22 protein-coding genes are annotated in these 24,378 nt (G+C 62.0%); 8 read left to right on the top strand and 14 right to left on the bottom strand.

What is annotated here, in order from left to right; genetic code table 11:
* The first annotated feature begins 24 nt into the window (after positions 1–24).
* On the top strand, positions 25–1,431 hold the full coding sequence (locus H281_RS0121295) for a DUF72 domain-containing protein (protein ID WP_020069178.1): 1,407 nt from the start codon (positions 25–27) through the stop codon (positions 1,429–1,431).
* Here H281_RS0121295 and msrA read toward each other — a convergent pair.
* Positions 1,418–1,966 carry a peptide-methionine (S)-S-oxide reductase MsrA gene (gene msrA / locus H281_RS0121300; protein ID WP_020069179.1) on the bottom strand — a complete coding sequence of 183 codons (549 nt, stop codon included), beginning with the start codon at positions 1,964–1,966 and terminating at the stop codon, positions 1,418–1,420. The genes H281_RS0121295 and msrA overlap by 14 nt on opposite strands.
* A gap of 255 nt (positions 1,967–2,221) precedes the next feature.
* On the opposite strand from msrA, the gene H281_RS0121305 reads away from it, so the two are divergent.
* The gene (locus tag H281_RS0121305; protein ID WP_027804823.1) at positions 2,222–2,731 is read left to right on the top strand and encodes a flavin reductase family protein; all 510 of its coding nucleotides are present in this window, start codon (positions 2,222–2,224) and stop codon (positions 2,729–2,731) included.
* Positions 2,732–2,772: 41 nt separating this feature from the next.
* Here H281_RS0121305 and H281_RS0121310 read toward each other — a convergent pair whose 3' ends face one another.
* Complete coding sequence (locus tag H281_RS0121310; protein ID WP_020069181.1) at positions 2,773–3,288, bottom strand: Lrp/AsnC family transcriptional regulator; 516 nt, start codon at positions 3,286–3,288, stop codon at positions 2,773–2,775.
* Positions 3,289–3,417: 129 nt separating this feature from the next.
* Here H281_RS0121310 and kynB point away from each other — a divergent pair, with 129 nt between their 5' ends.
* Genes kynB through kynA form a run of 3 tightly spaced genes read left to right on the top strand, consistent with a single transcriptional unit; the run spans position 3,418 to position 6,296 of the window.
* Positions 3,418–4,056: an arylformamidase gene (kynB, locus tag H281_RS0121315; protein WP_020069182.1), complete on the top strand. Its 639-nt coding sequence runs from the start codon at positions 3,418–3,420 to the stop codon at positions 4,054–4,056.
* 37 nt (positions 4,057–4,093) lie between these two features.
* A complete protein-coding gene (gene kynU / locus H281_RS0121320; RefSeq protein ID WP_020069183.1) occupies positions 4,094–5,344 on the top strand; it encodes a kynureninase in 1,251 nt (416 codons plus the stop codon).
* A 10-nt stretch (positions 5,345–5,354) separates the two neighbouring features.
* The gene (gene kynA / locus H281_RS0121325; protein ID WP_020069184.1) at positions 5,355–6,296 is read left to right on the top strand and encodes a tryptophan 2,3-dioxygenase; all 942 of its coding nucleotides are present in this window, start codon (positions 5,355–5,357) and stop codon (positions 6,294–6,296) included.
* A 112-nt stretch (positions 6,297–6,408) separates the two neighbouring features.
* Here the strand turns inward: kynA and H281_RS0121330 are convergent, their stop codons facing one another.
* From H281_RS0121330 to H281_RS0121360, 7 genes are all read right to left on the bottom strand, one after another.
* Positions 6,409–7,146 carry an SDR family oxidoreductase gene (locus H281_RS0121330; RefSeq protein WP_020069185.1) on the bottom strand — a complete coding sequence of 246 codons (738 nt, stop codon included), beginning with the start codon at positions 7,144–7,146 and terminating at the stop codon, positions 6,409–6,411.
* Positions 7,143–8,687, bottom strand: coding sequence for an FGGY-family carbohydrate kinase (locus H281_RS0121335; RefSeq protein ID WP_020069186.1), 1,545 nt, complete (start codon positions 8,685–8,687; stop codon positions 7,143–7,145). The genes H281_RS0121330 and H281_RS0121335 overlap by 4 nt, the downstream gene beginning before the upstream one ends.
* Before the next feature lie 46 nt (positions 8,688–8,733).
* The gene (locus tag H281_RS0121340) at positions 8,734–9,831 is read right to left on the bottom strand and encodes an erythritol/L-threitol dehydrogenase (RefSeq protein WP_020069187.1); all 1,098 of its coding nucleotides are present in this window, start codon (positions 9,829–9,831) and stop codon (positions 8,734–8,736) included.
* 43 nt (positions 9,832–9,874) lie between these two features.
* Positions 9,875–10,882: an ABC transporter permease gene (locus tag H281_RS0121345; protein ID WP_020069188.1), complete on the bottom strand. Its 1,008-nt coding sequence runs from the start codon at positions 10,880–10,882 to the stop codon at positions 9,875–9,877.
* Positions 10,869–12,389, bottom strand: a complete 1,521-nt coding sequence (locus H281_RS0121350) for a sugar ABC transporter ATP-binding protein (protein WP_020069189.1) — start codon at positions 12,387–12,389, stop codon at positions 10,869–10,871. Before H281_RS0121350 ends, H281_RS0121345 begins: the two co-directional genes overlap by 14 nt.
* 64 nt (positions 12,390–12,453) lie before the next feature.
* Positions 12,454–13,407 carry an ABC transporter substrate-binding protein gene (locus tag H281_RS0121355; RefSeq protein ID WP_020069190.1) on the bottom strand — a complete coding sequence of 318 codons (954 nt, stop codon included), beginning with the start codon at positions 13,405–13,407 and terminating at the stop codon, positions 12,454–12,456.
* Between the two features lie 123 nt (positions 13,408–13,530).
* The gene (locus H281_RS0121360; RefSeq protein ID WP_020069191.1) at positions 13,531–14,511 is read right to left on the bottom strand and encodes an AraC family transcriptional regulator; all 981 of its coding nucleotides are present in this window, start codon (positions 14,509–14,511) and stop codon (positions 13,531–13,533) included.
* A 371-nt stretch (positions 14,512–14,882) separates the two neighbouring features.
* On the opposite strand from H281_RS0121360, the gene dalD reads away from it, so the two are divergent.
* The 3 genes from dalD (at position 14,883) to H281_RS0121375 (ending at position 18,929) form a co-directional block, all read left to right on the top strand.
* Entirely contained in the window at positions 14,883–16,295 is a 1,413-nt protein-coding gene (gene dalD / locus H281_RS0121365; protein WP_020069192.1) for a D-arabinitol 4-dehydrogenase, read from the top strand.
* Between the two features lie 115 nt (positions 16,296–16,410).
* Positions 16,411–17,892, top strand: a complete 1,482-nt coding sequence (gene xylB, locus H281_RS0121370; protein ID WP_020069193.1) for a xylulokinase — start codon at positions 16,411–16,413, stop codon at positions 17,890–17,892.
* 89 nt (positions 17,893–17,981) lie between these two features.
* Positions 17,982–18,929: a sugar-binding transcriptional regulator gene (locus H281_RS0121375; RefSeq protein ID WP_020069194.1), complete on the top strand. Its 948-nt coding sequence runs from the start codon at positions 17,982–17,984 to the stop codon at positions 18,927–18,929.
* A 115-nt stretch (positions 18,930–19,044) separates the two neighbouring features.
* Here the strand turns inward: H281_RS0121375 and H281_RS0121380 are convergent, their stop codons facing one another.
* The 5 genes from H281_RS0121380 to H281_RS0121400 all read right to left on the bottom strand — a co-directional run bounded on the left by H281_RS0121380 (position 19,045) and on the right by H281_RS0121400 (position 24,326).
* The gene (locus H281_RS0121380) at positions 19,045–20,154 is read right to left on the bottom strand and encodes an ABC transporter ATP-binding protein (protein ID WP_020069195.1); all 1,110 of its coding nucleotides are present in this window, start codon (positions 20,152–20,154) and stop codon (positions 19,045–19,047) included.
* 154 nt (positions 20,155–20,308) lie between these two features.
* A complete protein-coding gene (locus tag H281_RS0121385; RefSeq protein WP_020069196.1) occupies positions 20,309–21,010 on the bottom strand; it encodes an HAD family hydrolase in 702 nt (233 codons plus the stop codon).
* Complete coding sequence (locus H281_RS0121390; protein WP_020069197.1) at positions 21,007–21,840, bottom strand: carbohydrate ABC transporter permease; 834 nt, start codon at positions 21,838–21,840, stop codon at positions 21,007–21,009. Before H281_RS0121390 ends, H281_RS0121385 begins: the two co-directional genes overlap by 4 nt.
* 38 nt (positions 21,841–21,878) lie before the next feature.
* Complete coding sequence (locus H281_RS0121395; RefSeq protein WP_020069198.1) at positions 21,879–22,814, bottom strand: carbohydrate ABC transporter permease; 936 nt, start codon at positions 22,812–22,814, stop codon at positions 21,879–21,881.
* Between the two features lie 189 nt (positions 22,815–23,003).
* Positions 23,004–24,326, bottom strand: a complete 1,323-nt coding sequence (locus H281_RS0121400) for an ABC transporter substrate-binding protein (protein WP_020069199.1) — start codon at positions 24,324–24,326, stop codon at positions 23,004–23,006.
* Positions 24,327–24,378 lie beyond the last annotated feature (52 nt).

Below are 24,378 nucleotides of genomic sequence, written 5' to 3' on the forward strand. Positions count from 1 at the left end.
TACTGAACAGCAGGTCGAATCTCGATGGGCCAGAGCGGGACAAGCGAAGTGCAACAGGCGCCGGGCGGGCCGGAAGCGCCACTCCAGGCGGACGTGCAAAGCGAAGCCGTACAGTTCGATCTGTTCGGAATGCCGGTGGAACCGGCGGTCGCGTCGACGGTTGCATCGGCGGAAACCGAAGCGCGCGCGAAGCCCTCGCGCACTGTATCCGGCGATCCATTGCCGCACGCGCCGGAAGCCGCCTCTCAGTCTCCGGCCGCCAACTCCGCCCCCGTGCCGAAGCCCGCGAGCCGGCGCGGTGCGCGGGAGAAAGCCGCCGCCGCGTCGCCCTGGCAGCAGGACGAGCAGCAGGATCGGCTGCAGGACGAAGCGCCGACATCCGCCGCTGCAAACCCGCCGCCAGCCGATACGCCAAAGAAGCGGCGCACGAAGGAAATCCTCGCCGCCCCGCCCTCACCGGAGGTGCTCGCACTCGCCGCGCAACTGCCGCCGCAAGTGCACCTCGGCACATCGACATGGTCGTTTCCCGGCTGGAACGGCATTGTCTACGGCGATGAGTACAGCAACAGCAAGCTCTCGCGTGACGGCCTCACCGCTTACGGCGCACATCCGCTGCTGAAGACAGTCAGCATCGACCGGTCGTTCTATCAGGCGCTCACGGTCACCGAATATCTGCGCTACGCGCAGCAGGTGCCCGAGCATTTCCGCTTTATCGTGAAAGCGCCGATGACGATCACCGACGCAACCGTGCGCGCCGAACGCGGCGAGCCGGTGTCGCTGAACCCATGCTTTCTCAACGCGCAGATGGCGATCGACGACTTCGTCACGCCGTGTCTGGAAGGTCTCGGCGAAAAGGCCGGGGCGCTGGTGTTCCAGCTGTCGCCGCTGCCCGACCAGATGCTCGCGCAGCCGGCCGCGTTCATAGAACGGCTCGGCGACTTCCTGACGGCATTGCCGAAGCTGCCGCAAGGCACCTGCTATGCAATCGAGATCCGCGACGCCAGTCTGCTCACGCCGCGCTTCATTCGTACGCTCAAAGCGGCGGGCGTGCGCTACTGCGTGGGCATTCATGCGCGGATGCCCGACCCTCTGCGGCAGGCGGCTGCGCTCGCGCTGCTGGACGGCGAACCGGCCGGGCCGCTAATCGTTCGCTGGAGCCTGCATGGCGGCTTCAAGTACGAGCAGGCGAAGGCGAAGTACGAGCCGTTCGACCGGCTCGTCGATCGGGACCCGGCGACGCGCGCGTCGCTCGCCGAACTGGCCGCGCGTTATGCGCTTGCCGGCCAGCCGGTGGTGATCGCGGTCAACAACAAGGCTGAAGGCTCAGCGCCGCTCAGTTGTGTGGAACTGGCGCGCGAGATCGTCGAAGCCTGTGCGCGGCTTGCACACGAGCACGAAGATCTCGGCGCACTCCCCGTCAGCTCGCCTTGATGCGGTGCGCGAACTTCTGACGGAACTTCGCGACCTTCGGCGCGACCACGAACGAGCAGTAGCCCTGATTCGGATGCTGCGCAAAATAGTTCTGATGATAGGCCTCGGCGGGCCAGTAGTTGCCGTCGAGCGGCAGTACCTGCGTGACGATCTGGCCGTCGTAGATGCCCTGCTCGCCGATTTCGCGGATTGCCTGCAAAGCCGTCTCGCGCTGCGCGTCGGAGTGCGTGAAGATCACTGAGCGGTATTGCGTGCCGACGTCGTTACCTTGACGGTTCAACTGCGTCGGATCGTGGATCGCGAAGAAAATATCCAGAATCTCGCGATAGCCGATCTTTGCCGGATCGAAGTCCACCTTGACGACTTCGGCGTGGCCCGTTGCGCCATCGCACACCTGTTCATATGTCGGACGCTGGGTCTCGCCGCCTGCATAGCCCGACTCCACGGAATTCACTCCCTCGACGCCCAGATAGACCGCTTCGAGGCACCAGAAACACCCGCCACCCAAGGTGGCGACTTCGCCTGTCTGACTCATGCTGCTCGCTCCTTCAAGCTCGTGATCGGCCTATGCCGCTTCCGCTTCGCCATAGCGCTTATGACGCCGGCGCAGTGTTCAGCTTAGCGGGTTTTGCGATGCGCCGTTCTGTGTCCGGCCGGTGCATCGCGATTGCAGTTAAAATTGGGGCAAATCGACGATTTTCACTATGACTTTCGAATTATCTGTTTCCCGCTGTGCGGGCAAGCGCTTTAACGCGGCCTCCCGCCCATGTGCATCCACGGCCTGCGCGCAATGAAGCGAGCCAGCCCGCCCAATTTCGACCAGGCCGCCTTCCGGCAGGCGCTCAGCCAGTTTGCTACCGGCGTCACCGTGATCACAACGCGTGCGGCGTCAGGGCAGTTGATCGGCATCACCGCCAGTTCGTTTAATTCGGTTTCGCTCGACCCGCCACTGGTGCTGTGGAGCCTGGCAACGCGCTCGGCGTCCATGCCGGTGTTCCGCACGAACAGCCATTACGTCGTCAATGTGCTGGCCTCGTCGCAACTGGATCTATGCAAGCGCTTTGCCACGGTCAAAGGCGATCGGTTCGAAGGCGTATCGCACGCGGCGGGCGACACGGGCATGCCGGTACTCGACGGCGCGCTAGCCTGGTTCGAGTGCCACAACCGCAGCCGTTACGAAGAAGGCGACCACGTGATTTTCGTCGGCGAGGTGGAGCGTTGCGGCGTGCATGAGAATGCGGCGGAGATCGCGCCGCTCGTGTTTCAGAACGGCCAGTTTCACGGGCTCAAACCGCTGTAACCGTTTTGGCCCCTGCAACGGCGCCAACGCGAGGCAGCGCCTCAACGGTCGTTGTGCGGCGCGCCGTGCCCGCCGGTTTTCGTGACCAGCGACACCGGCACGCCCGAATCTTCCTTCAAAGTCTGCAGCACGATATTCGAGCGAATATCCATCACTCCCGGCGCCTTATAGAGACGCTCCAGGACGAAATCCGAATAGTGCTTGAGGTTGTGCGCAAGAACGCGCAACAGGTAGTGCGTCTCCCCCGTCACGACGAAGGCGCCGACCACTTCGGGCCAATCGCGCAGCGCATCCGCAAAGCGCTCGTGCCAGTTCTGCTGGTCATTGCGCATCGACACCTGCACGAACGCTTCCAGTTCGAATCCCAACACCTCGCGGTTCAGACACGCGCGGTAGTGCTCGATGACACCCTGCTCTTCGAGTAGACGCAAGCGCCGCAGGCATGCCGACGGCGACAGCGAGATGCGCTCCGCGAGATCGAGATTGCTGATTCGTCCTTCTTGCTGGAGCACCGCCAAAATACGGCAATCGGTGGCGTCGAGCGAGATCGCGTTCATATTCGGTCTCCCTTTCCCATTTGTCTCAAATTATGTTCCAAGACACGGCTCGGAAGGTGATTTTTTCGCAATCACATTTCGCGGTCAGACACCTATCATTCCCTATAGACATCAACCGCAGATGGAGACATGCAGACACTCTGGGACATCACCCCCGCCGTCGATACGGCAACGCCGGTCTGGCCTGGCGACACCCCCGTTGGCATCGAGCGCGTCTGGCGAATCGAGGCCGGGTCGCCTGTAAACGTCGCACGCCTGACTCTCTCGCCGCACACCGGCGCCCATACCGACGCCCCCTTGCACTACGACGCAGCAGGCGCCGCGATTGGCCATGTACCGCTCGACATCTACCTCGGACGATGCCGCGTGATTCATTGCATCGGCGCCTCGCCTGTTGTGACGCCACAACACCTGGATGGTTTGCAGGGCGACTTGCCACCGCGAGTCTTACTGCGAACTTACAGAAATGCGCCGACTGCGGCGTGGGACAGCGGCTTCTGCGCCGTCGCGCCTGAGACGATCGACCTGCTGGCGGCGAACGGCGTGAAGCTGATCGGCATCGACACGCCTTCGCTCGATCCACAGGAATCGAAAACGATGGACGCGCATCACCGCGTTCGCGCGCACGGCATGGCCATTCTTGAAGGCATCGTTCTCGACGACGTCGCTCCCGGCGACTACGAGCTGATCGCGCTGCCGCTGAAACTGACCACGCTCGACGCAAGCCCCGTGCGCGCAGTGCTCCGCGCGCTTCCCGACGCGCACTGATTGTTGAATCCGCATCATCCGACTGAACGAGACCACCATGAAACACCGCGAAGAAGCATTGGCGCTCGATAGCGCCGACCCGCTCGCAACATTACGCGACCAGTTCGCGTTGTCGGCGACCACTATTTACCTCGACGGCAATTCGCTGGGTGTGCCGCCCGCCGCAGCGGCGCAACGTGCACAAACCGTGATCGCCGCCGAATGGGGCGAGGGTTTGATCCGCAGCTGGAACGCCGCGGGCTGGTTCGCGTTGCCGCGGCGCCTCGGCAACAAGCTTGCGCCGTTGATCGGCGCGGCTGAAAACGAAGTGGTCGTCACCGATACGATTTCGATCAATCTGTTCAAGCTGCTGTCGGCCGCGCTGCGGCTCGCGAACGCACGCGACCCGAAGCGCCGCGTGATCGTCTCGGAGCGCTCTAACTTTCCGACGGACCTTTACATCGCGCAGGGCTTGATCGAGCAGCTCGACCGCGGCTATGACCTTCGACTCGTCGACGACCCGTCCGAGTTGCCCGAGGCAATCGGCGAAGACACCGCGATCGCGATGATCACGCACGTCAACTACCGCACCGGCTATATGCACGACATGGCCGCGTTGACCAGACTGATCCACGACAAGGGCGCGCTGGCGCTGTGGGATCTCGCACATTCGGCCGGCGCTGTGCCGGTCGATCTGAACGGCGTGGGTGCCGACTACGCGGTGGGTTGCACGTACAAGTATCTGAACGGCGGCCCTGGCTCGCCCGCATTCGTCTGGGTGCCGCAGCGCCATCAGAACGATTTTGCGCAACCGCTCTCCGGCTGGTGGGGGCATCGCGCGCCGTTCAAAATGGACCCCGCGTATCAGCCCGACGACGGCATTGGCCGCTTTCTGTGCGGCACGCAGCCAATGGTCTCGATGGCGCTCGTCGAATGCGGACTCGATGTTTTCCTGCAGACCGACATGCAGGCGATTCGCCGCAAGTCGCTCGCGCTGACCGATCTGTTCATCGAACTGGTCGAGACACGTTGCAGCGAATTTCCGTTGAAGCTCGTCACGCCGCGCGCACACTCACAGCGCGGCTCGCATGCGAGCTTCGAACATCCGCATGGTTACGAGGTTATGCAGGCGTTGATCGCGCGCGGCGTGATCGGCGATTATCGCGAACCGCACGTATTGCGCTTCGGCTTCACGCCGCTGTATACGCGCTTCGTCGATGTATGGGACGCCGTCGAAACGTTGCGCGAGGTGCTCGTGCGCGAGACCTGGCGAGCACCCGAATTCGCCGCGCGCGGCGCGGTGACCTGAGGAGCGCGCGATGAACGATCACATGCAAACGCCGGGCTTGCCCGAAGAAAAACCTGCGCAAGGTTGCCCGTTCGGTCATGGGCGCGCTGCGCCCCCTTCCGCTGAAGCGCCGGCTACAGAAGGTGCTTCAGCCGATGGCTGGCACGACGCACAACTCGACTTCTCCGAGTCGATGAGTTACGGCGATTACCTCTCGCTCGGCACGGTGCTGGATGCGCAACATCCCTTGTCGCCCGATCACAACGAGATGCTGTTCATCATTCAGCATCAGACAAGCGAACTGTGGATGAAGCTCGCGCTCTACGAGTTGCGCGCCGCGCTGGGCGCTGTGCATCGCGACGAATTGCCTCCGGCGTTCAAGATGCTTGCCCGCGTCTCGCGGATCATGGAGCAACTGGTGCAAGCCTGGAGCGTACTTGCAACGATGACGCCTTCCGAATACACGTCGATGCGTCCTTATCTGGGCAGTTCGTCGGGGTTTCAGTCTTACCAGTATCGGCAGATCGAGTTTCTGCTTGGCAACAAGAACGAGCAGATGTTAAAGCCGCATGCGCACCGCGCTGAAGTGCTCGCCGAGGTGAAGGCGTCTCTCGAGTCCCCGTCTTTCTACGATGAAGTCGTGAAGCTGCTGGCGCGTCGCGGCTTTGCGATCTCGCCTTCGCGGCTCACGCGCGACTGGACGCAGCCGACGGTTCATGATGCTTCCGTTGAAGCGGCCTGGCTTGAGGTTTATCGCAATCCTTCGAAGCACTGGGAGTTGTACGAGATGGCCGAAGAACTGGTCGATCTCGAGGATGCTTTCCGGCAGTGGCGGTTCAGGCATGTGACTACGGTCGAGCGGATCATTGGATTCAAGCAGGGCACGGGCGGGACTAGTGGGGCGCCGTATCTGCGGAAAATGCTCGACGTGGTGCTGTTTCCTGAGCTTTGGCATGTCAGGACTATGTTGTAGGTGTGTTGTAGTTGCTGAGCGCTGCCTCGCACGGGGGCAGCGCGCATAAACCACGGTGACGTCAAGGAAGGGCCAAGGGTTGAAGAACAACAATCACCACACGCCAAAAAAATCACCTCGCAGTAAATCCCCCATCGACAGCCAACGAAACCCCACTCACCATAGAAGCCGCATCGCTCAACAAGAACGCCACGACCGAAGCCACTTCAACGGGTTCGGCGAACCGTCCGAGTGGAATAGCCTTGAGAGCAGGCTCGCGCTTCACAGGATCGCTCCAGGCCTGCACGGCCATAGGTGTCAAAGTCACAGTGGGATTAACGCTATTCGCGCGAATTCCGAACGGCCCCAATTCGATGCACAAGGCCCGCGTCACCGCATCCATTGCCGCTTTTGAAGCCGAATAGCTCAGATGATCGTCGAGCGCGACGAGCGCCGCCTGACTCGACACGTTGACGATGCTGCCAGCCCGCTTCGCCTCGATCATTCCTCGCGCCACATGCTTCGCAACTAGCACTGCGCCGCGCGTGTTCACTGCCATCACGCGATCGAAACTCGCGGCCGTGGTATCCACTGCCCGTTCGAGCAACGCGATTCCTGCGCAATTCACGAGACCGTCGAAAGGGCCGAGCGACGCGAACGCATCGTCGATTGCAGCTTCATCGCTTACGTCGAGCATCAACGGCTCGCAGCCGGTCTCTTCAGCGAGGCGCGCAAGCTCGCTGACACTGCGCGCCGCCGCCACGACGTTCGCGCCGCAAGCGCACAACATCTCGACCGTCGCGCGGCCGATTCCGCTCGAAGCGCCCGTCACCAGTATCGAGCGGCCAGAAAAATCGAAAGTAGCATTCATGATGTTTGCAAGCGATGCATGACCGGCTTCAATGCCGGATAGAGATCCGTGTAGATACCGAAGCGCTGTTCATAGAGCGCCATTCGCGCGGCGTCCGGCTGCGCACGCTCGACCAGCGTGACCCATCCTCCCTGCGCCGCTTCCTGCGAAACCAGTCCGACGCCCAGCGCCGCGAGCAATGCGGCGCCCATGGCGGCCTCCACTTCCTGCTCGATGGTGTAGACCGGATAGCCGGTGATGTCGGCGATAATCTGCATCCACAAGTCGGAATGCGCCGCTCCGCCGACCACCACCAGCTTGTCTTCCAGCGACTGCGCGCCTTTGCGGCCTGCCTCTATGTTGTGCTTCAACGCGAACGACACGCCCTCCAGTACCGCGCGATAAAGATGCGCGCGCGTATGGAACAGACTCAAACCGACGAATGCGCCGCTCGCCTTCGCGTCCCAAACCGGACTGCGTTCGCCCATCAGATACGGCAAAAACATCACGCCGTCGGACCCGGCCGGCACCTTCGCGGCGTTGTCTTCTAGCAGCCGATGCGGATCGCCATGAGGCGTCGCGCGCGCGGCTTCGATCTCCGCGTGGCAGAACTGATCGCGATACCAGGTCACGGACGCCCCGGCGGTGATCGCACCGCCGAATACATAAATGTCGCGCTGGCCGTTGAAAACGTGAGGCATGCTGATCAATCCGTGGCGGGCGTCCACCGTCTGATTGATGTATCCCCAGCACATGCTGGTGCCGATCATCGCCACATGCTGCCCCGCGCGGCTCACGCCGGCCGCGAACGTTGCGACGGCTGCGTCCACACCACCCGCGACGATCGCCGTGCCTGCGGCGAGTCCCAACTCTTCGGTCCACTGCGACAGCAGGCTGCCGACGACTTCGGACGATTCAACGAGGCGCTCCGGCATCATCGTTGCGGGAATGCCGAGCATGTCGAGCGCCTCGTCCGACCAGTCGCGCTTCGCGATGTCGTAAATGCCGCCGATATTGCCCGCGGAACTGTGGTCGACGGCAATCTCGCCGGTCAGCATGTAGATCACATACGCATTCGGCGGAAGAAAATAACGTGTTTGCGCCCATACGTCCGGCTCGTGATCGCGCAGCCACAGCATCTTCGTGTAGCCGTAATAGCTGTCCACGCCGTTGCCGGTGATCGTATAGAGGCGATCGAGGTCGACGTTATTGCGCACCCACTCGACCTGATCGGTCGCACGCCGGTCCATCCATATCAGGCAGGGATAGAGTGGACGCATATCGCTATCGACAGGAATGCCCGAGCCGCCATACAGACTGCTCACGCACACGGCCTTGATCGAGTTTGCCGCGACGCCCGCCTCCTTTGCCTTGCGAACGCACGCGGCAATGCATTCCGTGACCGCCTTGAACCACACGGCAGGCCACTGCTCTGCCCATAGCGGCCTGGGCGTATCCGGCTGATAGCTCGACGCATGGTGCGCGACGATGGCGCCATGTTGATCCACGAGCAGCGCCTTCGTGCTCTGCGTGCCGATATCCACGCCGATGACGTAATCCATACAGTCTCCGTTTATATGCCGCTCCAGTTTCCGCCCAGGCGCAGGCTCAGGCGCGCGGCTTCATGAGTACTTTGATCGAATCGAGCGAATTGGCGATCTTGATCGCCTCATCCCATTCTTCCAGCGAAAAGCCGTGCGTGACAATCCCTTTCGACGTAACGAGCCCGCGCGCGAGCAGATCGATCGCAATCGGATAGCAATACGGCCCGAGATGCGCGCCGCGCACGTCGAGTTCCTTGCGATCGCCGATCACCGACCAGTCGAGCGTCGTATCCGCGCCAAACACCGAGAATTCGACAAAGCGTCCGAGCTTGCGGATCAGATCCATGCCCTGATTCACGCCGATCGGCGCACCGGTCGTTTCAATATATACGTCGCAGCCGTAGCCGTCGGTAAGCGAATGGATGATCGCGAGCGCGTCGTCAGTTTTTGGATTGATCGTGACATCCGCGCCGTATTCGCGCGCAAGCGCGAGGCGCTCTTCCACGAGGTCGATCACCACGAGCTTCTTCGGCGTCTTCAGATGCGCGACTTGCGTCATCATCAATCCGAGCGGCCCCGCGCCGGCAATCACGACGACGTCGTCCAGCTGCAACTCGCCGCGATTGACGGTGTGAATCGCGCACGCGAGCGGCTCGATGATCGCAGCGTCTTCAAGTGAGATACCGTCGGGAATCTTGTGGACGATTGCAGTCGGCGGAATACGCATGTACTCGGCCATGCCGCCGTCCGCGACTTCGCGCTGGAACCCGAAGATGTTGTGCACTTCGCACATCCAGTATTGGCCCGACTTGCAATAGCGGCACTTTGCGCACGGCACGATCTGTTCCGCGATCACACGGTCGCCGACCTTGACGCCGAAATGCTCGGCCGCGCCGTCTCCGAGTTCCTGCACGAAGCCGAAGAACTCGTGGCCCGGAATCACCGGCGCCTTGACCCACGGGCTTGGACCGCCCCAGAACATCTTCGCGCCCGAATGGCATTTGCAGTCGCTCGCGCAGATGCCGCACGCGGCGATACGGATCACCAGTTCGTGCGCTCCCGCACGCGGTTTCGCTACCTGTTCCACGCGATAGTCCTTCGGTGCGTGGCAAACAATCGCGGTCATGTTCTGCTGGTCGGATGAAGTAGATTGATTCGTCATTGCAAATCCTGCCTGAAGTGGAGATCAGATGGAAATTCGAGCCTTACTTTCTACGGTCACGGCTGATGTAAATCGCGAGCAGAATGATTCCGCCCTTGATCACGTTCTGCACATACGGATTCACGCCGACCATGTTCAGCCCGTTGTTCAACACGCCGAGCAGCAGCGCGCCGATCAACGTGCCGATGATCGAGCCGCGTCCGCCGGAAATCGAAGTACCGCCCATTACCACGGCGGCAATGGCGTCGAGTTCGAAGCCCACGCCCGCATTCGGCTGGCCGCTCATCAAACGTGCGGTCAATACGATGGCGGCGAACGAGGACGTCAAACCTGCGATCGTGTAGACGATCAGCTTCACGCGCGCCACGCGCACGCCGGATAGACGCGTCGCCTGTTCATTGCCGCCGATCGCATACACGTACCGGCCAAACGGCATGCGTTCCAGCAACACCCACGCAATGACATAGATCACCGCCATGATCACGACCGGCGCCTGAATGCCGAGAATCTTGCCGCTGCCGAAAAAGCTGACCCAGTCGGGCAAACCGTCGATCGGATAGCCGCCTGTGTAGATCAGCGCCAGACCGCGCGCAATGCCCATGGTCGCGAGCGTCACGATGATCGGCGGCATGCCGGCGAACGCGACGAAGAAACCGTTGGCCGCGCCGAAGCCGAGGCCGACCGCAACGCCCACCGCCAACGCAGCGAGCGCATTCATGCCGGCCACCATCAAACCGGCGGCGAGCGTGCCGGCCAGCGCCATCACGGAGCCCACCGACAGATCGATGCCGCCGGTCAGAATCACGCACGTCATGCCGACCGCAATGATTGCGTTGATCGACACCTGGCGCAGCACGTTCTCGATGTTCGCGCCCGAGAGGAAGCTGTCGCTCGCGAACACCATGACGATGCAGACAACGAGCAAGCCGATGAACGGATAGAACAGCGTGGAGCGCTTCAACGCGGCCCATGTAAAGCGCACCGGCGCGCCGGGCGTGTCACTACTGACAGTCGATGTTTTCGGCGAAGAAGAAGGATTAGGCGTGTTCATGCTGGGCTCCACGAGTGCCGGCGGTTGCATAGGTCATCACGGCGTTAGAGTCGATCTGGTCGCCTTCGAGCAGCGCTTCGATGCGACCCTGGCGGAACACTGCGACGCGGTCGCACATGCCGACGATCTCCGGTAGTTCGGACGAAATCATGATGATCGAATAGCCTCGCGCAGTGAGTTCGCGCATCAGCAAATAGATCTCCGCCTTCGCGCCGACGTCGATGCCGCGCGTCGGTTCGTCGAAGATCAGGATGTTGGTGTGATGGTTTAGCCAACGCGCAATCACCACTTTCTGCTGGTTGCCACCCGAGAGCGTCGCGACTTCGGTGTGCATGGTCGGCGCTTTCACACCCACGCGCTTCATGATGTCTGCGGTGGCGCGCGCTTCGCTGCGCTGATCGATGAAGAACCGCAGCGAGCGATACTTGCCGAGGTTGTTGATAGAGATGTTCTGCTTGATCGAGAAGTCCGTAATCAGCCCTTCCGTTTTGCGGCTTTCAGGAAGAATCCCCACGCCCGCGCGCAGCGCGTCGGCCGGATCGGACAGATTCGCAGCCTCGCCGTTGATGCGAATCTCCTTCACGTGGGCCGGATCTGCGCCGATCACGGCGAGCGCGGTTTCGGTGCGGCCCGAACCGACCAGTCCGGCGAAGCCGAGAATCTCGCCTTCGCGCAGCGTGAATTGCAGCATCGGGCTGTCTTTCAGCAGCTGCAGCTTCTGCACGTCCAGCACGACTTTCGCGTCGGGCCGCAACGGCGGCTTCGGCGGAAAGCTGCTTTCAATACGGCGCCCCACCATCATCTCGACGAGGCGGCCCACGTCGGACTGCGCAACTTCGGTCATGCCGACATACTGGCCGTCGCGCAACACCGTGATGCGGTCGCATACTTCGAAAATTTCTTCGAGGTGGTGAGAGATGAAAATCATCGCGACGCCCTGCTTTTTCAGGTCGCGCATGATTGCAAAGAGATGCTCCGCTTCGGCAGGCGTGAGCGTCGCAGTCGGTTCATCGAGAATAAGGATGCGCGCTTCGAGCGACAACGCCTTGCCGATTTCGACGAATTGCTGCTGCGCGACCGAGAGCTCGCGAATAGGCACCGACAGGTCGATCGAAACGCCAAGCCGCCCGAAAATTTCCGCAGCCACGCGCCGCATCCCGCCTCGATTGAGCAGGCCCAGGCCATTCTTCATTTCGCGGCCCAAGAACATGTTCTCCACGGCGTTCAAATACGGAATCAGACTGAATTCCTGAAATACGATGCCGACGCCCGCAGCTACCGCATCGTGATAGTTCGCGAAGTGGCGCGGCTCGCCTTCGATCGTGATCGTGCCTTCGTCCGGCTGATAAATGCCGCACAAGATTTTCATCAACGTCGATTTGCCCGCGCCGTTCTCGCCGAGCAGCGCATGAATCTCGCCGCGTGCGATCTCGAGGTGAATGCCTTGCAACGCCTTCACGCCGGGAAAGCTCTTAGTGATGTTGTCGAGCTTGAGTATCGTGTCCATCGGGTGCTCCATCACTGCCCGCCGCCGCGCATCAGTAATCGAAGCGCGGCAGCGGGCATTCGGCTTACCAGCTAAAACCCTTGGCATTGCTCTTGTCGATCATCTTCACGTCGACGGGAATCGCTTTCGGTACATTGGCGCCCCACTTCTTCGCGTACGCAATGCCCAGTGCGATACGCACCTGGTCAGCAGGAAATTGCGCAGACGTCTCGACGAATTTCGAATTCGGCTTCTGAATCGCGGCAATCGCTTCGGGCGCACCGTCGACGCTCGTCAGCTTGATGTCTTTGCCCGACGACTCGATCGCCGATAACGCGCCCATCGATCCGCCGTCGTTCACGCTGAACACGCCCTTCAGATTCGGATGCGCCTGGATCATGTTTTCGGTCACCGAGAGCGCCGTCGCGCGTTCCTGCTTGCCGTTCTGCGTGTCCACGAGCTTTACGCCGGGCGACTTCGCAAGCGCGGCCTTGCAGCCGCGCACGCGCTCGAGAATCGGCACGACCGGAATGCCGTCGAGAATCGCCACTTCGCCGCTGCCGCCGATCGACTTCGATAGATACTCGCAGGCCATCTGTCCAGCGTCGAAGTTCTTGGAGCCGACGAACGAGTCGACCGGACCATTCGCGTTCGCGTCCACCGCGACGACCACGACGCCCGCTTTCTTCGCCGACGTCACCGCCGATTGAATGCCGGTCGAATCGGTCGGATTCACGAGCAGAATGTCGATCTTCTTCTGCAGCATGTCTTCGACGTCGCTCACCTGTTTGCTCACGTCGTGATGCGCGTCGGTCACGATCACCGTCGCGCCGGTCGACGCGGCCGCGTCGTTGAGCGCCTTCTGCATCGTCACGAAGTACGGGTTATTCAGTTCCTGAAACGTCATGCCGATCTTGAGCGGCGCTGCCTGCGCGGCAGGCACCGCGATCATGGACAGGCTGAATGCGAGGCTCGCGAACAACGCGCCGCGCCGCGCGAAAGTATTCAACGATGCGTGTTTGAAGGTGGTTTGCGTCATGGTTGTCTCCGTTCTTGAAGTGAGCACGTCCGTCACGCTGCCGTCGGGCAGCGCGATACGTGTTGAAACACAGGTGAAGCAGAACGCCTTGCTGGCAAGCGAGGCGTATGAACAACGTAGGCGTTACGTTGGCGGATACGCAGAGGCGGCAGGACGCGGCAGACCCGGCGCGAGCACGATGGCGGGCGCATCGTCGATGCCCGCGCCACGCGCGGCGGCTTCTTCCGATGCATCGCGGCTCGCGTCGTTCAGTTGCTGATAGCGGCGGAACCTGGAAGGCGCCATGCCTTTCACCGCGAGAAACTGCCGGTTGAAATTCGACAGGTTGTTAAAGCCCGCTTTGAAGCAGATGTCGGTGACGCTCAGTTCGCTATCGGTGAGCAACTGGCATGCGAGATTGATGCGCATGCGGTTCACGTACTGCACGAACGGCAAGCCCGTATGCCGGCGGAAATAACGCGAAAAGGCGCTCACGCTCTGACCGGCCAGTTGTGCGAGATCCGATTCCCGCAACTCGTTCGCGAGGTTCTTGCCGATATAGGAGAGCACATGATTGATGCGCGTCGATGCAAAGCCCGTTGAGTCGGCCTGATACGCAGGACTCGCAAGCGTCTCGCGATCTTCTGCGCCCATCAGGATTTCGAGCATCGACATGAACAGCACGAGACGGCGCAGTCCGCGCGCCGCCAGCAATTCGAGGAAGAGCGGCTGGATCGCGGCGCTCGTGCGGGCGCCGAACGACACGCCGCGGCGCGAGTCGGCGAGCAGCGCCTCGACCTGACGCCACTCGGGGAAACTTTCGAGGCAGCTCGACACGAACTCCTGGCCGAACTGCACGACGAGATTGCGCTGCGCGATGCTCTCGCCTTCGGGCACGTCGCTCACCCAGTTGTGCGGCAGGTTCGGGCCCATCAACACGAGGTTGCCGGGCGCGAAGCTGCTGATGTGATCGCCGACGAACATCTTTCCCGTGGTCGCTACGATCAGATGAATCTCGTACTCCGGGTGAAAGTGCCAGCGTACCGTGCGATACGGATAGCCGTGCGACCACACTTTGAACGACTCGTCGCGGCGTACGGCCACGATCTCCAGATCGGGTTGCACTGTCTGCCTCCATGATGCGGCTCACAAGGATGCCGCTCGTCTTCTTCGTGTACAGCGAAAAGTAGCCTCCAAACGCGTAAGCCACCACTAAAAATGAGACTGCGGACCGATACTTTTTTGCATTCGGGTAAGTCCTGGCGGGCTCGACGTCAAGAATGATGCAATGCAAAAACGAGCGACGAAGCGTGTCTCCCGGTCATTCAACGTGTCAGGCGACCACGCGCCGCCGCGCTGCGCCACGAAAACCCTGTGCAGCCGCCTTGACTTTCATTTCGCCGGGTACGATCATTCGCTCACATACAGAGCAAATGCTCTAACTGAAGAAAAGACGCGCGCGACAAGCCGCGCGAGCCAGATACATGGAGACGCACATGAGCAGCGGGCAAGATAGCGGCGCGGCCGCACACGTAATCCTGCATATCGGCGCGGGATCGTTTCATCGCGCGCATCAGGCGTGGTATCTCCACAGGTTGAACGAAGCGAATCTGCCGGGCGAACCGCACTGGTCGCTCACCGTGGGCAATATCCGCAGCGACATGAACGCGGTGCTCGAAGCGCTTGCAGCACAAGATGGCGTCTATACGCTCGAAACCGTCACGCCTCAGGGCGAACGCGCGTACGAGACGATCCGCTCGATCGAGCGCGTCGTGCCGTGGACCGAAAGCCTCGACGCGCTGATCGAAGCCGGTGCCGACCCGGCCTGCAAGATCATCTCGTTCACGGTGACCGAAGGCGGCTACTACCTCGACGAACATGACCAGCTCGACACGGCCAACCCCGATCTCTCGACCGACCTGAAAGGCGGACATACCACCATCTACGGCGCGCTCGCGGCGATTCTCGAAGCGCGCATGAAAAACGGCGCGGGTCCGGTCACGCTGCAAACCTGCGACAACCTGCGGCGCAACGGCGAGCGTTTTCATGCGGGCATGAGCGCGTTTCTCGAACTACGCGGCGCGGGCGAACTGGCGCAATGGTTCGACGACAATACCGCGTGTCCAAGCTCGATGGTCGACCGCATCACGCCGCGCCCGACACCTGACGTGAGAGAACGTGTGAAGGCCGCGACGGGCGTGGACGACGCGTGCCCGGTAATGGGCGAAGCGTTCATTCAATGGGTGATCGAAGAGCGCTTCATAGCGGGCCGCCCGGCATGGGAGAAAGTCGGTGCGGAACTGGTCGATTCGGTACTGCCGTACGAAGAAGCGAAGATCCGCATACTCAACGCGACGCATAGCTGCATCGCGTGGGCCGGGACGCTGGTCGGCCTGAACTACATCCACGAAGGCACGCAAGACGCAGACATTCGCAAGTTCGCGTTCGACTACGTGACCGAAGACGTGATTCCCTGCCTCTCACCGAGTCCGCTCGACCTGGAGCGTTATCGCGATGTCGTGCTCGAACGCTTCGGCAATCCTTATATCCAGGACACCAACCAGCGCGTCGCCGCCGACGGCTTTTCCAAACTGCCTGGCTTCATCGCGCCGACGCTCGCCGAATGTTTCGAGCGCGGCGTAACGCCCGCAGCCACCGCGATGCTGCCGGCACTCTTCTTCCGCTTCCTGGAGCGCTGGCAGGCGGGCACGCTGCCTTACACGTATCAGGACGGTGTGATGGACGAGCGCGTCGCGCGCCGCTTCTTCGCCGCGCCCGATCCTTTGCAGGCATTCGCGGCAGATCGCCTGCTGTGGGGCAGCATGGCGCAAACGCCGGAGCTGGAATCTGCTTTGGCCGGTGCATTGGCGCGTGTCGACGTCTGGCTCGCCAAACGCGCGCACGCGTAATAAACACCGTACATCCACGTTCGAATTCACGCGCGGTGCCAGGCTTAATGCGCATGGCACCGCGCGCCGTGTGCGGCTAAAGTAGCGCATCTCTAACGACGAAGGTTTTCCGCCCATGTATCTCGGCATCGACCTCGGCACGTCCGAAGTGAAAGTCCTGCTGCTCGCCTCCAACGGACGCGTGATCGGCACCGCAGGCTCTCCGTTCACGGTTTCGCGTCCGCATCAACGCTGGGCGGAGCAGAATCCCGAAGACTGGTGGGCCGGCACGCAGAGTGCGCTCGCCGCATTGCGCGCGAAACATCCGGACGAGTTCGCCCAGATTCGCGGCATTGGCCTTTCCGGGCAGATGCACGGCGCCGTGCTGCTGGATGCCGAAGACCGCGTGCTGCGGCCCGCGATTCTCTGGAACGACATGCGCAGCGACAAGGAGTGCGCCGAACTCACGGAACGCGCGCCCGACCTGCATAGCGTCGCAGGCAATCTCGCCATGCCGGGTTTCACCGCGCCGAAACTGTTGTGGGTCGCGCGTCACGAACCCGACATCTTTGCACGCACTGCCTGTGTGCTTCTGCCGAAAGACTACCTGCGTCTGCAGCTGACAGGCGGCAAGGTCTCCGACCCGTCGGATGCAGCCGGCACGCTGTGGCTCGACGTCGCAAAACGCGACTGGTCCGATTCGCTGCTTGCGGCCTGCAACATGACGCGTGCGCAGATGCCGAGCCTCGCCGAAGGCAGTGCGCCGTCCGGCACGTTGTTGCCGGAACTCGCGCGCGAATACGGTCTGGCCGACGGCGTGATCGTCGCGGCGGGCGGCGGCGACAACGCAACCAGCGCAATCGGCATCGGCGCGACGCAGCCGGGTGACGGCTTCGTGTCGCTCGGCACGTCCGGCGTATTGTGCGTGGTCGGCGACAGCTTCCGGCCGAATCCTGCTTCCGCTGTGCACGCGTTCTGCCACGCGATTCCAGACCGCTGGCATCAGATGAGCGTGGTCTTGTCGGCGGCAAGCTGTTTGCGTTGGGTGTGCAAGCTCACCTCGACCGACGAACCCACGCTGCTCGCTGAAATAGAAGCACTGCCCGCAGAAGCGCTCACCACCGCACCGCTTTTCTTGCCGTACCTGTCCGGCGAGCGCACGCCGCACAACGACCCGTATGCGCAAGGCGTGTTCTTCGGCATGAACCACGCAACGGATCGTGCGCTGCTCGGCTACGCGGTGCTCGAAGGCGTGACACTCGCACTCACCGACGGTCTCGACGCGTTACGCGCAGCCGGCACCGAAGCAAAGGCGCTGTCGCTGCTCGGCGGCGGCGCACGCAGCGACTACTGGGCACAGTTGCTTGCCGACGCGCTCGACACCGCCACGCGCAAGCATGGCGGCGGCGAGACGGGTGCGGCGCTCGGCGCGGCGCGTCTCGGCTGGCTCGCGGCGGGCGGCGATCCGGCGACCGTGCTCAGCAAACCGCCGATCGAAAAGGAGTTCACACCGAACCCGCGCCGCCACGCTGAATTGCGGACGCGACTCGACGCATATCGTGCGCTGTACCGTCATGTGCGGCCGCTATTCGACCCCGCGCGCGAGCGGCTCGCCTGAACGCATAGCAACAGCGCAAACCGCAACCGGCGGCGCCTGAAGGCGAGCGCCGGCTGCCACTATCGGCGCCCTTCAAGCGAATCGTCACCGTGCCCAAGTCCACAGAAAAACTAGATCTTGCTACTCGAGCCGCGTGGCTCTACTACGTCGCGGGCAATACCCAGAACGAGATCGCCGAGAAGCTGCAGGTGTCGCGCCCGGTCGCGCAACGGCTCGTCGCGTTCGCGGTGGAAAAAAATCTGATCCGCGTACGTGTCGATCACCAGTTGGCGGATTGTTTGTCGCTCGCCGATCAGCTGTCGAAACGCTACGGTCTCGCCATGTGCGAGGTGGTGCCGATCGACAGCGACACGCCCGATGAAGTCGATCGCAAACTCGCGGTCGCGGGCGCGCAGGTCATGGAACGTTACCTCGCCGAAGAAAAGCCGATGGTGGTTGCGGTGAGCAGCGGCCGGACACTCAAAGCCGCGGTCGATCAGATCGCGCAGCTAGACCGTCCGCAGCATCGGCTGGTGTCGATGGTCGGGGCCATCGCTCAGGACGGCTCCTCGAACCGCTATGACGTCGCGCTGCACATTTCGGAGAAGACCGGAGGCAAGCATTTTCTGCTGCCCGCGCCGTTGATTGCCGATACCGAGGCCGAACGCGCGCAGTGGTGCAATCACCGGCTCTATCGGATCGTAGAATCGCTATCGGCGCAAGCGGACGTCGCGTTCGTCGGCATCGGCAATATTGGGCCGAAATGCCCGCTGCACGAGGACGGCTTCATTACGTCGGCGGAAGTGAAGGAACTGATGCAGAACGGCGCGGTGGCCGAAATGCTCGGACTGCCGATCGACGCGGCCGGTGCCCGCGTCGAATCGCCGACCGGCCGGCGCGTGACCAGCATTGAAATCGATTCGCCGCCGCTACGACCGACCATTGGTTTCGCGGGCGGCAAGCGCAAGCGTGAAGCACTGATCGCAGTGCTCAAGGGCGGCTGGCTGTCGGGGCTCGTTACCGACGAACTGTGCGCGCGGGCGGCTCTCGAAGCTTAAAAGAGCGCCCGGCGTATTTGAGCGGGGCGTTCGCTTGAGCGCGGCCCCACACACGCAGGCCACTGCGTCGTTGAAACAAACAGCAGGAAGGCCGCACTCGCGCCTTCCCGCCACGTCAAGCCGCCAATACTTCGACGATCTTGCGCTGGAACGCCTTGCCTTCGCTATCGAACAGATGGCAATGCTCGGGCGTCGCGCCGAGCTTTTGCGTCTCGCCCTTCGCATGACGTTCAAGCGGCGGAATGCGTGCAATCAGACCGTCCGGCGCGACGCTCGACTCCGCGTACAGATACGCTGCGTCGCCGAGCGATTCGACGGCCATCGTGCGAGCCGATACACCGTCGTCCGTCATACCGACATGCAAGTGCTCGGGGCGGATGCCCACGGTCACTTTGTCGCCCTGCTTGACCGCGCCAGGCTCCACCGCGACGCGTTGCGTCTCGCCGGTTTCATAGCGCACCGTCACGCCGTCGTGCGTGACCGATTGCACGACGCCTTCCATGAAATTCATTTTTGGCGAGCCGATGAAACCCGCGACGAAACGATTGGCCGGCGCGTGATACAACATGGTCGGACTGCCGACCTGTTCGAGATTGCCCGCAGACAGCACGACGATCTTGTCGGCGAGCGTCATCGCTTCGACCTGATCGTGCGTCACGTAGATCATCGTGGTCTTCAGTTCGTCATGCAGGCGCGCAAATTCCAGTCGCATTTTCACGCGCAACGCGGCGTCGAGATTCGACAGCGGTTCGTCGAACAGAAACACTTTCGGCTTGCGGGTGATCGCGCGGCCGATTGCGACGCGCTGGCGCTGACCGCCCGATAGCTGCTTGGGCTTACGGTCCAGTAGATGATCGATATGCAGAATCTTCGCGGCGTTGCGCACGGCCGCGTCGATCTCCGGCTTCTTCGTGCCGGCGAGCTTCAGGCCGAACGCCATGTTGTCGTACAGCGTCATGTGCGGATACAGCGCGTACGACTGGAACACCATTGCAATGCCGCGCTTCGCGGGCGGCACGTCGTTCATGCGCGTGCCGTTGATGGTGAGGTCGCCGCCGCTGATATCTTCGAGGCCGGCGATCATCCGCATCAGCGTCGATTTACCGCAACCGCTCGGACCTACGAACACGACGAATTCGCCGTCCGCGATGTCGAGGTTGATGTCGCGCATCACTTCGGTGTCGTCGTAGGCCTTCCGGATATTGCGCAGAGTTACGCTTGCCATGATGTGTCTCCGTGTAATGCTGTGTGTTGCTTGTGTGTTGCCACGTTACGTTTGCGTTTTCGTTTGCGTTTGCGTTGCGTTTGCGTTGCGTTTGCGCGTTGCCAGCTTTGCTGGTCGCACGTTCGTCGTGCATCGTGCGCCGAGCCGCCCGCGCTTACGGCGCCGCGGCCGTCGCGCTCAACGTCCACTGCGCGACCAGTTCCGGCAATTGATGCATGTCGTCGAATACATGCCGGGCACCGGCCGCGTGCAGTTTGTCGATCTGCGCGTCGCTCGCATGACCGCCGCCGATGAATCCCAGCACCGTCATTCCCGCCGCGCTCGCCGCCGTGACACCGGTCACGCTGTCTTCGACCACGAGGCATGCAGACGGCGCGAGCCGCAAACCTTCCGCCGCGGCCAGATAGACGTCGGGTGCGGGCTTCGGATTGGGCACGCTGTCGGCGCAAAACAGACGATCGCCGAAAAACCTCACGAGTCCCGTACGCGCAAGAACAGTCTGCACATAAGGCCGAAAACTATTGCTCGCGCAGCCTTTGATGAGCGGGACCTGCGCCAGCGCCTGCTCGATGCCCTGCACTGCCGGCGCCTGCATCGCCGCCGCTTCCACGGACCGGCGAATCGCATCGATGTCGTCCAGACCGAGGCTTTTGCCGAGTTGCATCGCCGTGCCTTCCAGCACTTTTTCGATGCGCAACCCAAGTAACGGCAGCACGACCGGTTCGATATCCGCGCCCGGCCAGCGCGCTTCGAGCTCATGCACGAGCATGCGCGCAGCCACCGCCTCGCTGTCGATCAATACACCGTCGCAATCGCAGATCAGCGCGAAATTTCCTGCACTGGTGCCTGCCGTCATTTGACCGCCCCGAACGTGAGGCCGCGCACGAGTTGCTTCTGCGAGAGCCAGCCGACGATCAGGATCGGCGCCACCGCAAGCAACGAAGCCGCGGACAGCTTGGCCCAGAACAAGCCTTCAGGACTGGAGTACGACGCGATGAAAACCGTAAGCGGCGCTGCGTTGGAACTCGACAGGTTGATGCTCCAGAATGCTTCGTTCCACGAAAGGATCACGAGCAGTAGCGCGGTGGAAGCGAGCCCCGGCAGCGCCATCGGCATCAGCAGATAGACGATTTCCTGCCAGGTCGCCGCGCCGTCGATACGGCCCGCTTCCAGAATGTCGCGTGGAATTTCGGCGAAGTACGTGAAAGACATCCACACCGCAATCGGCAGATTGATCAGCGTATAGACGATCACGAGACCGGAAACCGTATCGAGCAAGCCGCTGTTTTTCCACAGCAGATAGATCGGCACGAGAACACCGACCGACGGCATCATCTTGGTCGAGAGCATCCACAGCAGCACTTTTTGCGTGCGACGCGTCGGGAAAAACGCCATTGCGTATGCGGCCGGTACCGCGAGAATCAGGCACAGCACCGTCACGCCGACCGAGATCAGGATCGAATTCCACGCGAACGAAAAGTAATTGCTGCGCGCGAATACCTCGCGAAAACTGTCGAACGTCGGCGTAAAAAATAGCGACGACGAGTACGCCTGCTGTTCCGTCTTGAATGCGGTGATCGTCATCCAGAAGATCGGGAAGAACAACAGCAGCGCGACAAACCAGGCGAGCACGCCGGGAATGCCGCGACGGATCGCGGCGAACGGCGACTTCGCCGGCACAGTCATGGGCGCCGTGGTAGACGCCGGAGTAGAGGCAACCTGGCTCATTTTTCGTACTCCCCTTTGAGGTTCTTCGCGAGCATCCGCACGAGGAAGAACGACACGATATTGGCCAGCACGACAGCGAGAATGCCGCCCGCCGAGGCGAGACCGACGTCGAACTGTTGCAGGCCGAGCGAATAGATCAGGTACGACAGGTTGGTGGTCGCAGTGCCGGGACCGCCGCCGGTCGTCGTATAGATTTCAGCGAAGATGGACAGCAGGAAAATCGTCTCCATCATCACCACCACGGCAATCGCACGTTTCAGGTGTGGCAGCGTGATGTAGAAGAACATGGAGAATGGACCCGCTCCGTCGATGCGCGCCGCTTCCTTCTGCTCCTGATCGAGCGACTGGATCGCCGTGAAGAGAATCAGAAACGCGAACGGCAACCATTGCCACGCGACGATCATGATGACCGCAGTCAACGGATACTCGGCGAACCAGTCGATCGGCTGCAGGCCGATCGCGCGCATGCCGCTCGCGACGAGGCCGTAGACCGGATGCAGGATCATGTTCTTCCAGATCAGCGCGCTGACCGTAGGCATTACGAAGAACGGCGCGATGGCCAGCAGCCGCGCGACGCCCTGTCCGTAGAACTTGCGGTCGAACAGGATCGCCATCAGCACGCCGCCAACCACCGTGATCACGAGCACCGACACGATCAGTTGCAACGTATGGCCGATCGACGGGCCGAACGACGGATCGCTGGCCAGAAACTGATAGTTGTCGAAACCGGCGAACCCCTTCAGGTCGGGATTCAGCAGGTTGTAGCGCGAGAACGAGAACCAGATCGTCATCGCGAGCGGAATCGTCATCCACAGCAACAGCACCGCGACCGACGGCGACACGAGCCAGCGCGCGGAATTGGCTTTGCGGACTTCGCGTTCTTTTTCTGTCTGGGGATGGGCATGCATGAGAGGCAGGCGCAGAGGACGCATGATTGACCACCTGTTCGGTAATGCGCGGGCGGCACGGACCGCATGAATCGCCATTTCGCTATGAAGACGAGGCGGCGTTGCGGCGTATGCGCGGCCGTGACGGCCCGCTGTGCTGCGTGAGCCGGCTGACGGGCGTCAACCGGCACGCGCCACGTAACTCCAGTGGCGAGCTTTCCGATCTACTCTTCGTTACTTCTGATACCCGGCCTGCTTCACCGCGCGATCCGCGGTGGCCTGGCCTGCCGCCAGCGCCTGGTCGACCGTCATCTGACCGGCAATTGCGCCGGAGATGCTTTGACCGACCACGGTGCCGAACGACTGGAATTCAGGTATCCCAACGAATTGCACACCGGTGTACGGCACGGGCTTCGCCGTCGGATGCTCCGGATCGGCCGTTTCGATCGCCTTGAGCACGAAGTCGCCGAACGGCGCGGCCTGCTTGTACTCGGGGCGTGCGTACGTCGATTGGCGCGTTCCGGGCGGCACTGACGCCCAGCCTTCATCTTTCGCGACGAGCTCGATGTACTGCTTCGACGTGGCCCACGTGATGAACTTCTTCGCTGCGTCAGCCTGCTTGGATGACTTCGGAATCGCCAACGCCCACGCCCACAGCCAGTGCGAACCCTTCGGCGTGACCGCGATTGGCGCCGCGGCAAAACCGACCTTGTCCGCGATCTGCGACTGCTGTTTGTTGTACAGCATGCCCGCGGCCACCGTCGCGTCGATCCACATTGCGCACTTGCCCGAGGACATCAGCGTCAGGTTTTCGTTGAAGCCGTTCGAGCTCGCTCCCGGCGGGCCGTTCTTCTTCAACAGATCGACATAGAACGTGATCGCCTTCTTCCATTCCGGCGACGTGAGTTGCGCATGCCACTTTTCGTCGAACCAGCGGCCGCCGAACGTGTTCACCACGGTCGTGCCATACGCCATGTTTTCGCCCCAGCCCGCCTTGCCGCGCAAGCAGATGCCGTACATGCCGTTGGCCTTGTCGGTGAGCTTGTCGGCGAACTGCGCGATCTGGTCGTAGGTCGGCTGATCAGGCATTTTCAGGCCCTTCGCCGCAAACAGGTCCTTGCGGTAATACGTCATCGAGCTTTCGACGTAAAACGGCAGCGCATACAACTGGCCGCCGGCAGAGAGGCCGTCGCGGGCCGTCTTCACGACGTCGTTCAGATCGTAATCAGCGGGCAGGTTCGTGAGCGGCGTGAGCCAGCCGCGCTTGCCCCACTGCGGCGTTTCGTACGCGCCGATCGTCATCACGTCGAACTGGCCGCTGCCGGTGGTGATGTCCGTCGTGGCGCGCTGACGCAGCACGTTTTCTTCGAGAATCACCCAGTTCAGCTTGATGTCCGGATTCGCCTTTTCGAATTCGGGCGACAGCTTCTTCAGCTCGATCATGTCCGGATTGTTCAGCGTCGCGATCGTCACCGTGGCCGCCGACGCACTCAGCGCGAAGCATGCAGCGGCGCCTGCGCTAACCGCCTTGAGCGCGGATTTGAGGGCTGGTTTCATGTGTTGTCTCCTTTCTCGTGCGTTATGTGATGCTGCGTTTGTTCTACGAAAA

It is taken from the genome of Paraburkholderia caledonica (assembly GCF_000383275.1).
Lineage (GTDB): Bacteria > Pseudomonadota > Gammaproteobacteria > Burkholderiales > Burkholderiaceae > Paraburkholderia > Paraburkholderia caledonica.

Coding starts and splice junctions, on each gene's coding strand:
- H281_RS0121310 (WP_020069181.1), bottom strand. CDS start 3,288: ATGAACGCGATCTCGCTCGACGCCACCGATTGCCGTATTTTGGCGGTG.
- H281_RS0121345 (WP_020069188.1), bottom strand. CDS start 10,882: ATGAACACGCCTAATCCTTCTTCTTCGCCGAAAACATCGACTGTCAGT.
- dalD (WP_020069192.1), top strand. CDS start 14,883: ATGAGCAGCGGGCAAGATAGCGGCGCGGCCGCACACGTAATCCTGCAT.
- kynA (WP_020069184.1), top strand. CDS start 5,355: ATGAACGATCACATGCAAACGCCGGGCTTGCCCGAAGAAAAACCTGCG.
- H281_RS0121390 (WP_020069197.1), bottom strand. CDS start 21,840: ATGACTGTGCCGGCGAAGTCGCCGTTCGCCGCGATCCGTCGCGGCATT.
- kynB (WP_020069182.1), top strand. CDS start 3,418: ATGCAGACACTCTGGGACATCACCCCCGCCGTCGATACGGCAACGCCG.
- H281_RS0121400 (WP_020069199.1), bottom strand. CDS start 24,326: ATGAAACCAGCCCTCAAATCCGCGCTCAAGGCGGTTAGCGCAGGCGCC.
- H281_RS0121355 (WP_020069190.1), bottom strand. CDS start 13,407: ATGACGCAAACCACCTTCAAACACGCATCGTTGAATACTTTCGCGCGG.
- xylB (WP_020069193.1), top strand. CDS start 16,411: ATGTATCTCGGCATCGACCTCGGCACGTCCGAAGTGAAAGTCCTGCTG.
- H281_RS0121330 (WP_020069185.1), bottom strand. CDS start 7,146: ATGAATGCTACTTTCGATTTTTCTGGCCGCTCGATACTGGTGACGGGC.
- H281_RS0121385 (WP_020069196.1), bottom strand. CDS start 21,010: ATGACGGCAGGCACCAGTGCAGGAAATTTCGCGCTGATCTGCGATTGC.
- H281_RS0121305 (WP_027804823.1), top strand. CDS start 2,222: ATGAAGCGAGCCAGCCCGCCCAATTTCGACCAGGCCGCCTTCCGGCAG.
- msrA (WP_020069179.1), bottom strand. CDS start 1,966: ATGAGTCAGACAGGCGAAGTCGCCACCTTGGGTGGCGGGTGTTTCTGG.
- kynU (WP_020069183.1), top strand. CDS start 4,094: ATGAAACACCGCGAAGAAGCATTGGCGCTCGATAGCGCCGACCCGCTC.
- H281_RS0121335 (WP_020069186.1), bottom strand. CDS start 8,687: ATGGATTACGTCATCGGCGTGGATATCGGCACGCAGAGCACGAAGGCG.
- H281_RS0121350 (WP_020069189.1), bottom strand. CDS start 12,389: ATGGACACGATACTCAAGCTCGACAACATCACTAAGAGCTTTCCCGGC.
- H281_RS0121380 (WP_020069195.1), bottom strand. CDS start 20,154: ATGGCAAGCGTAACTCTGCGCAATATCCGGAAGGCCTACGACGACACC.
- H281_RS0121395 (WP_020069198.1), bottom strand. CDS start 22,814: ATGCGTCCTCTGCGCCTGCCTCTCATGCATGCCCATCCCCAGACAGAA.
- H281_RS0121295 (WP_020069178.1), top strand. CDS start 25: ATGGGCCAGAGCGGGACAAGCGAAGTGCAACAGGCGCCGGGCGGGCCG.
- H281_RS0121340 (WP_020069187.1), bottom strand. CDS start 9,831: ATGACGAATCAATCTACTTCATCCGACCAGCAGAACATGACCGCGATT.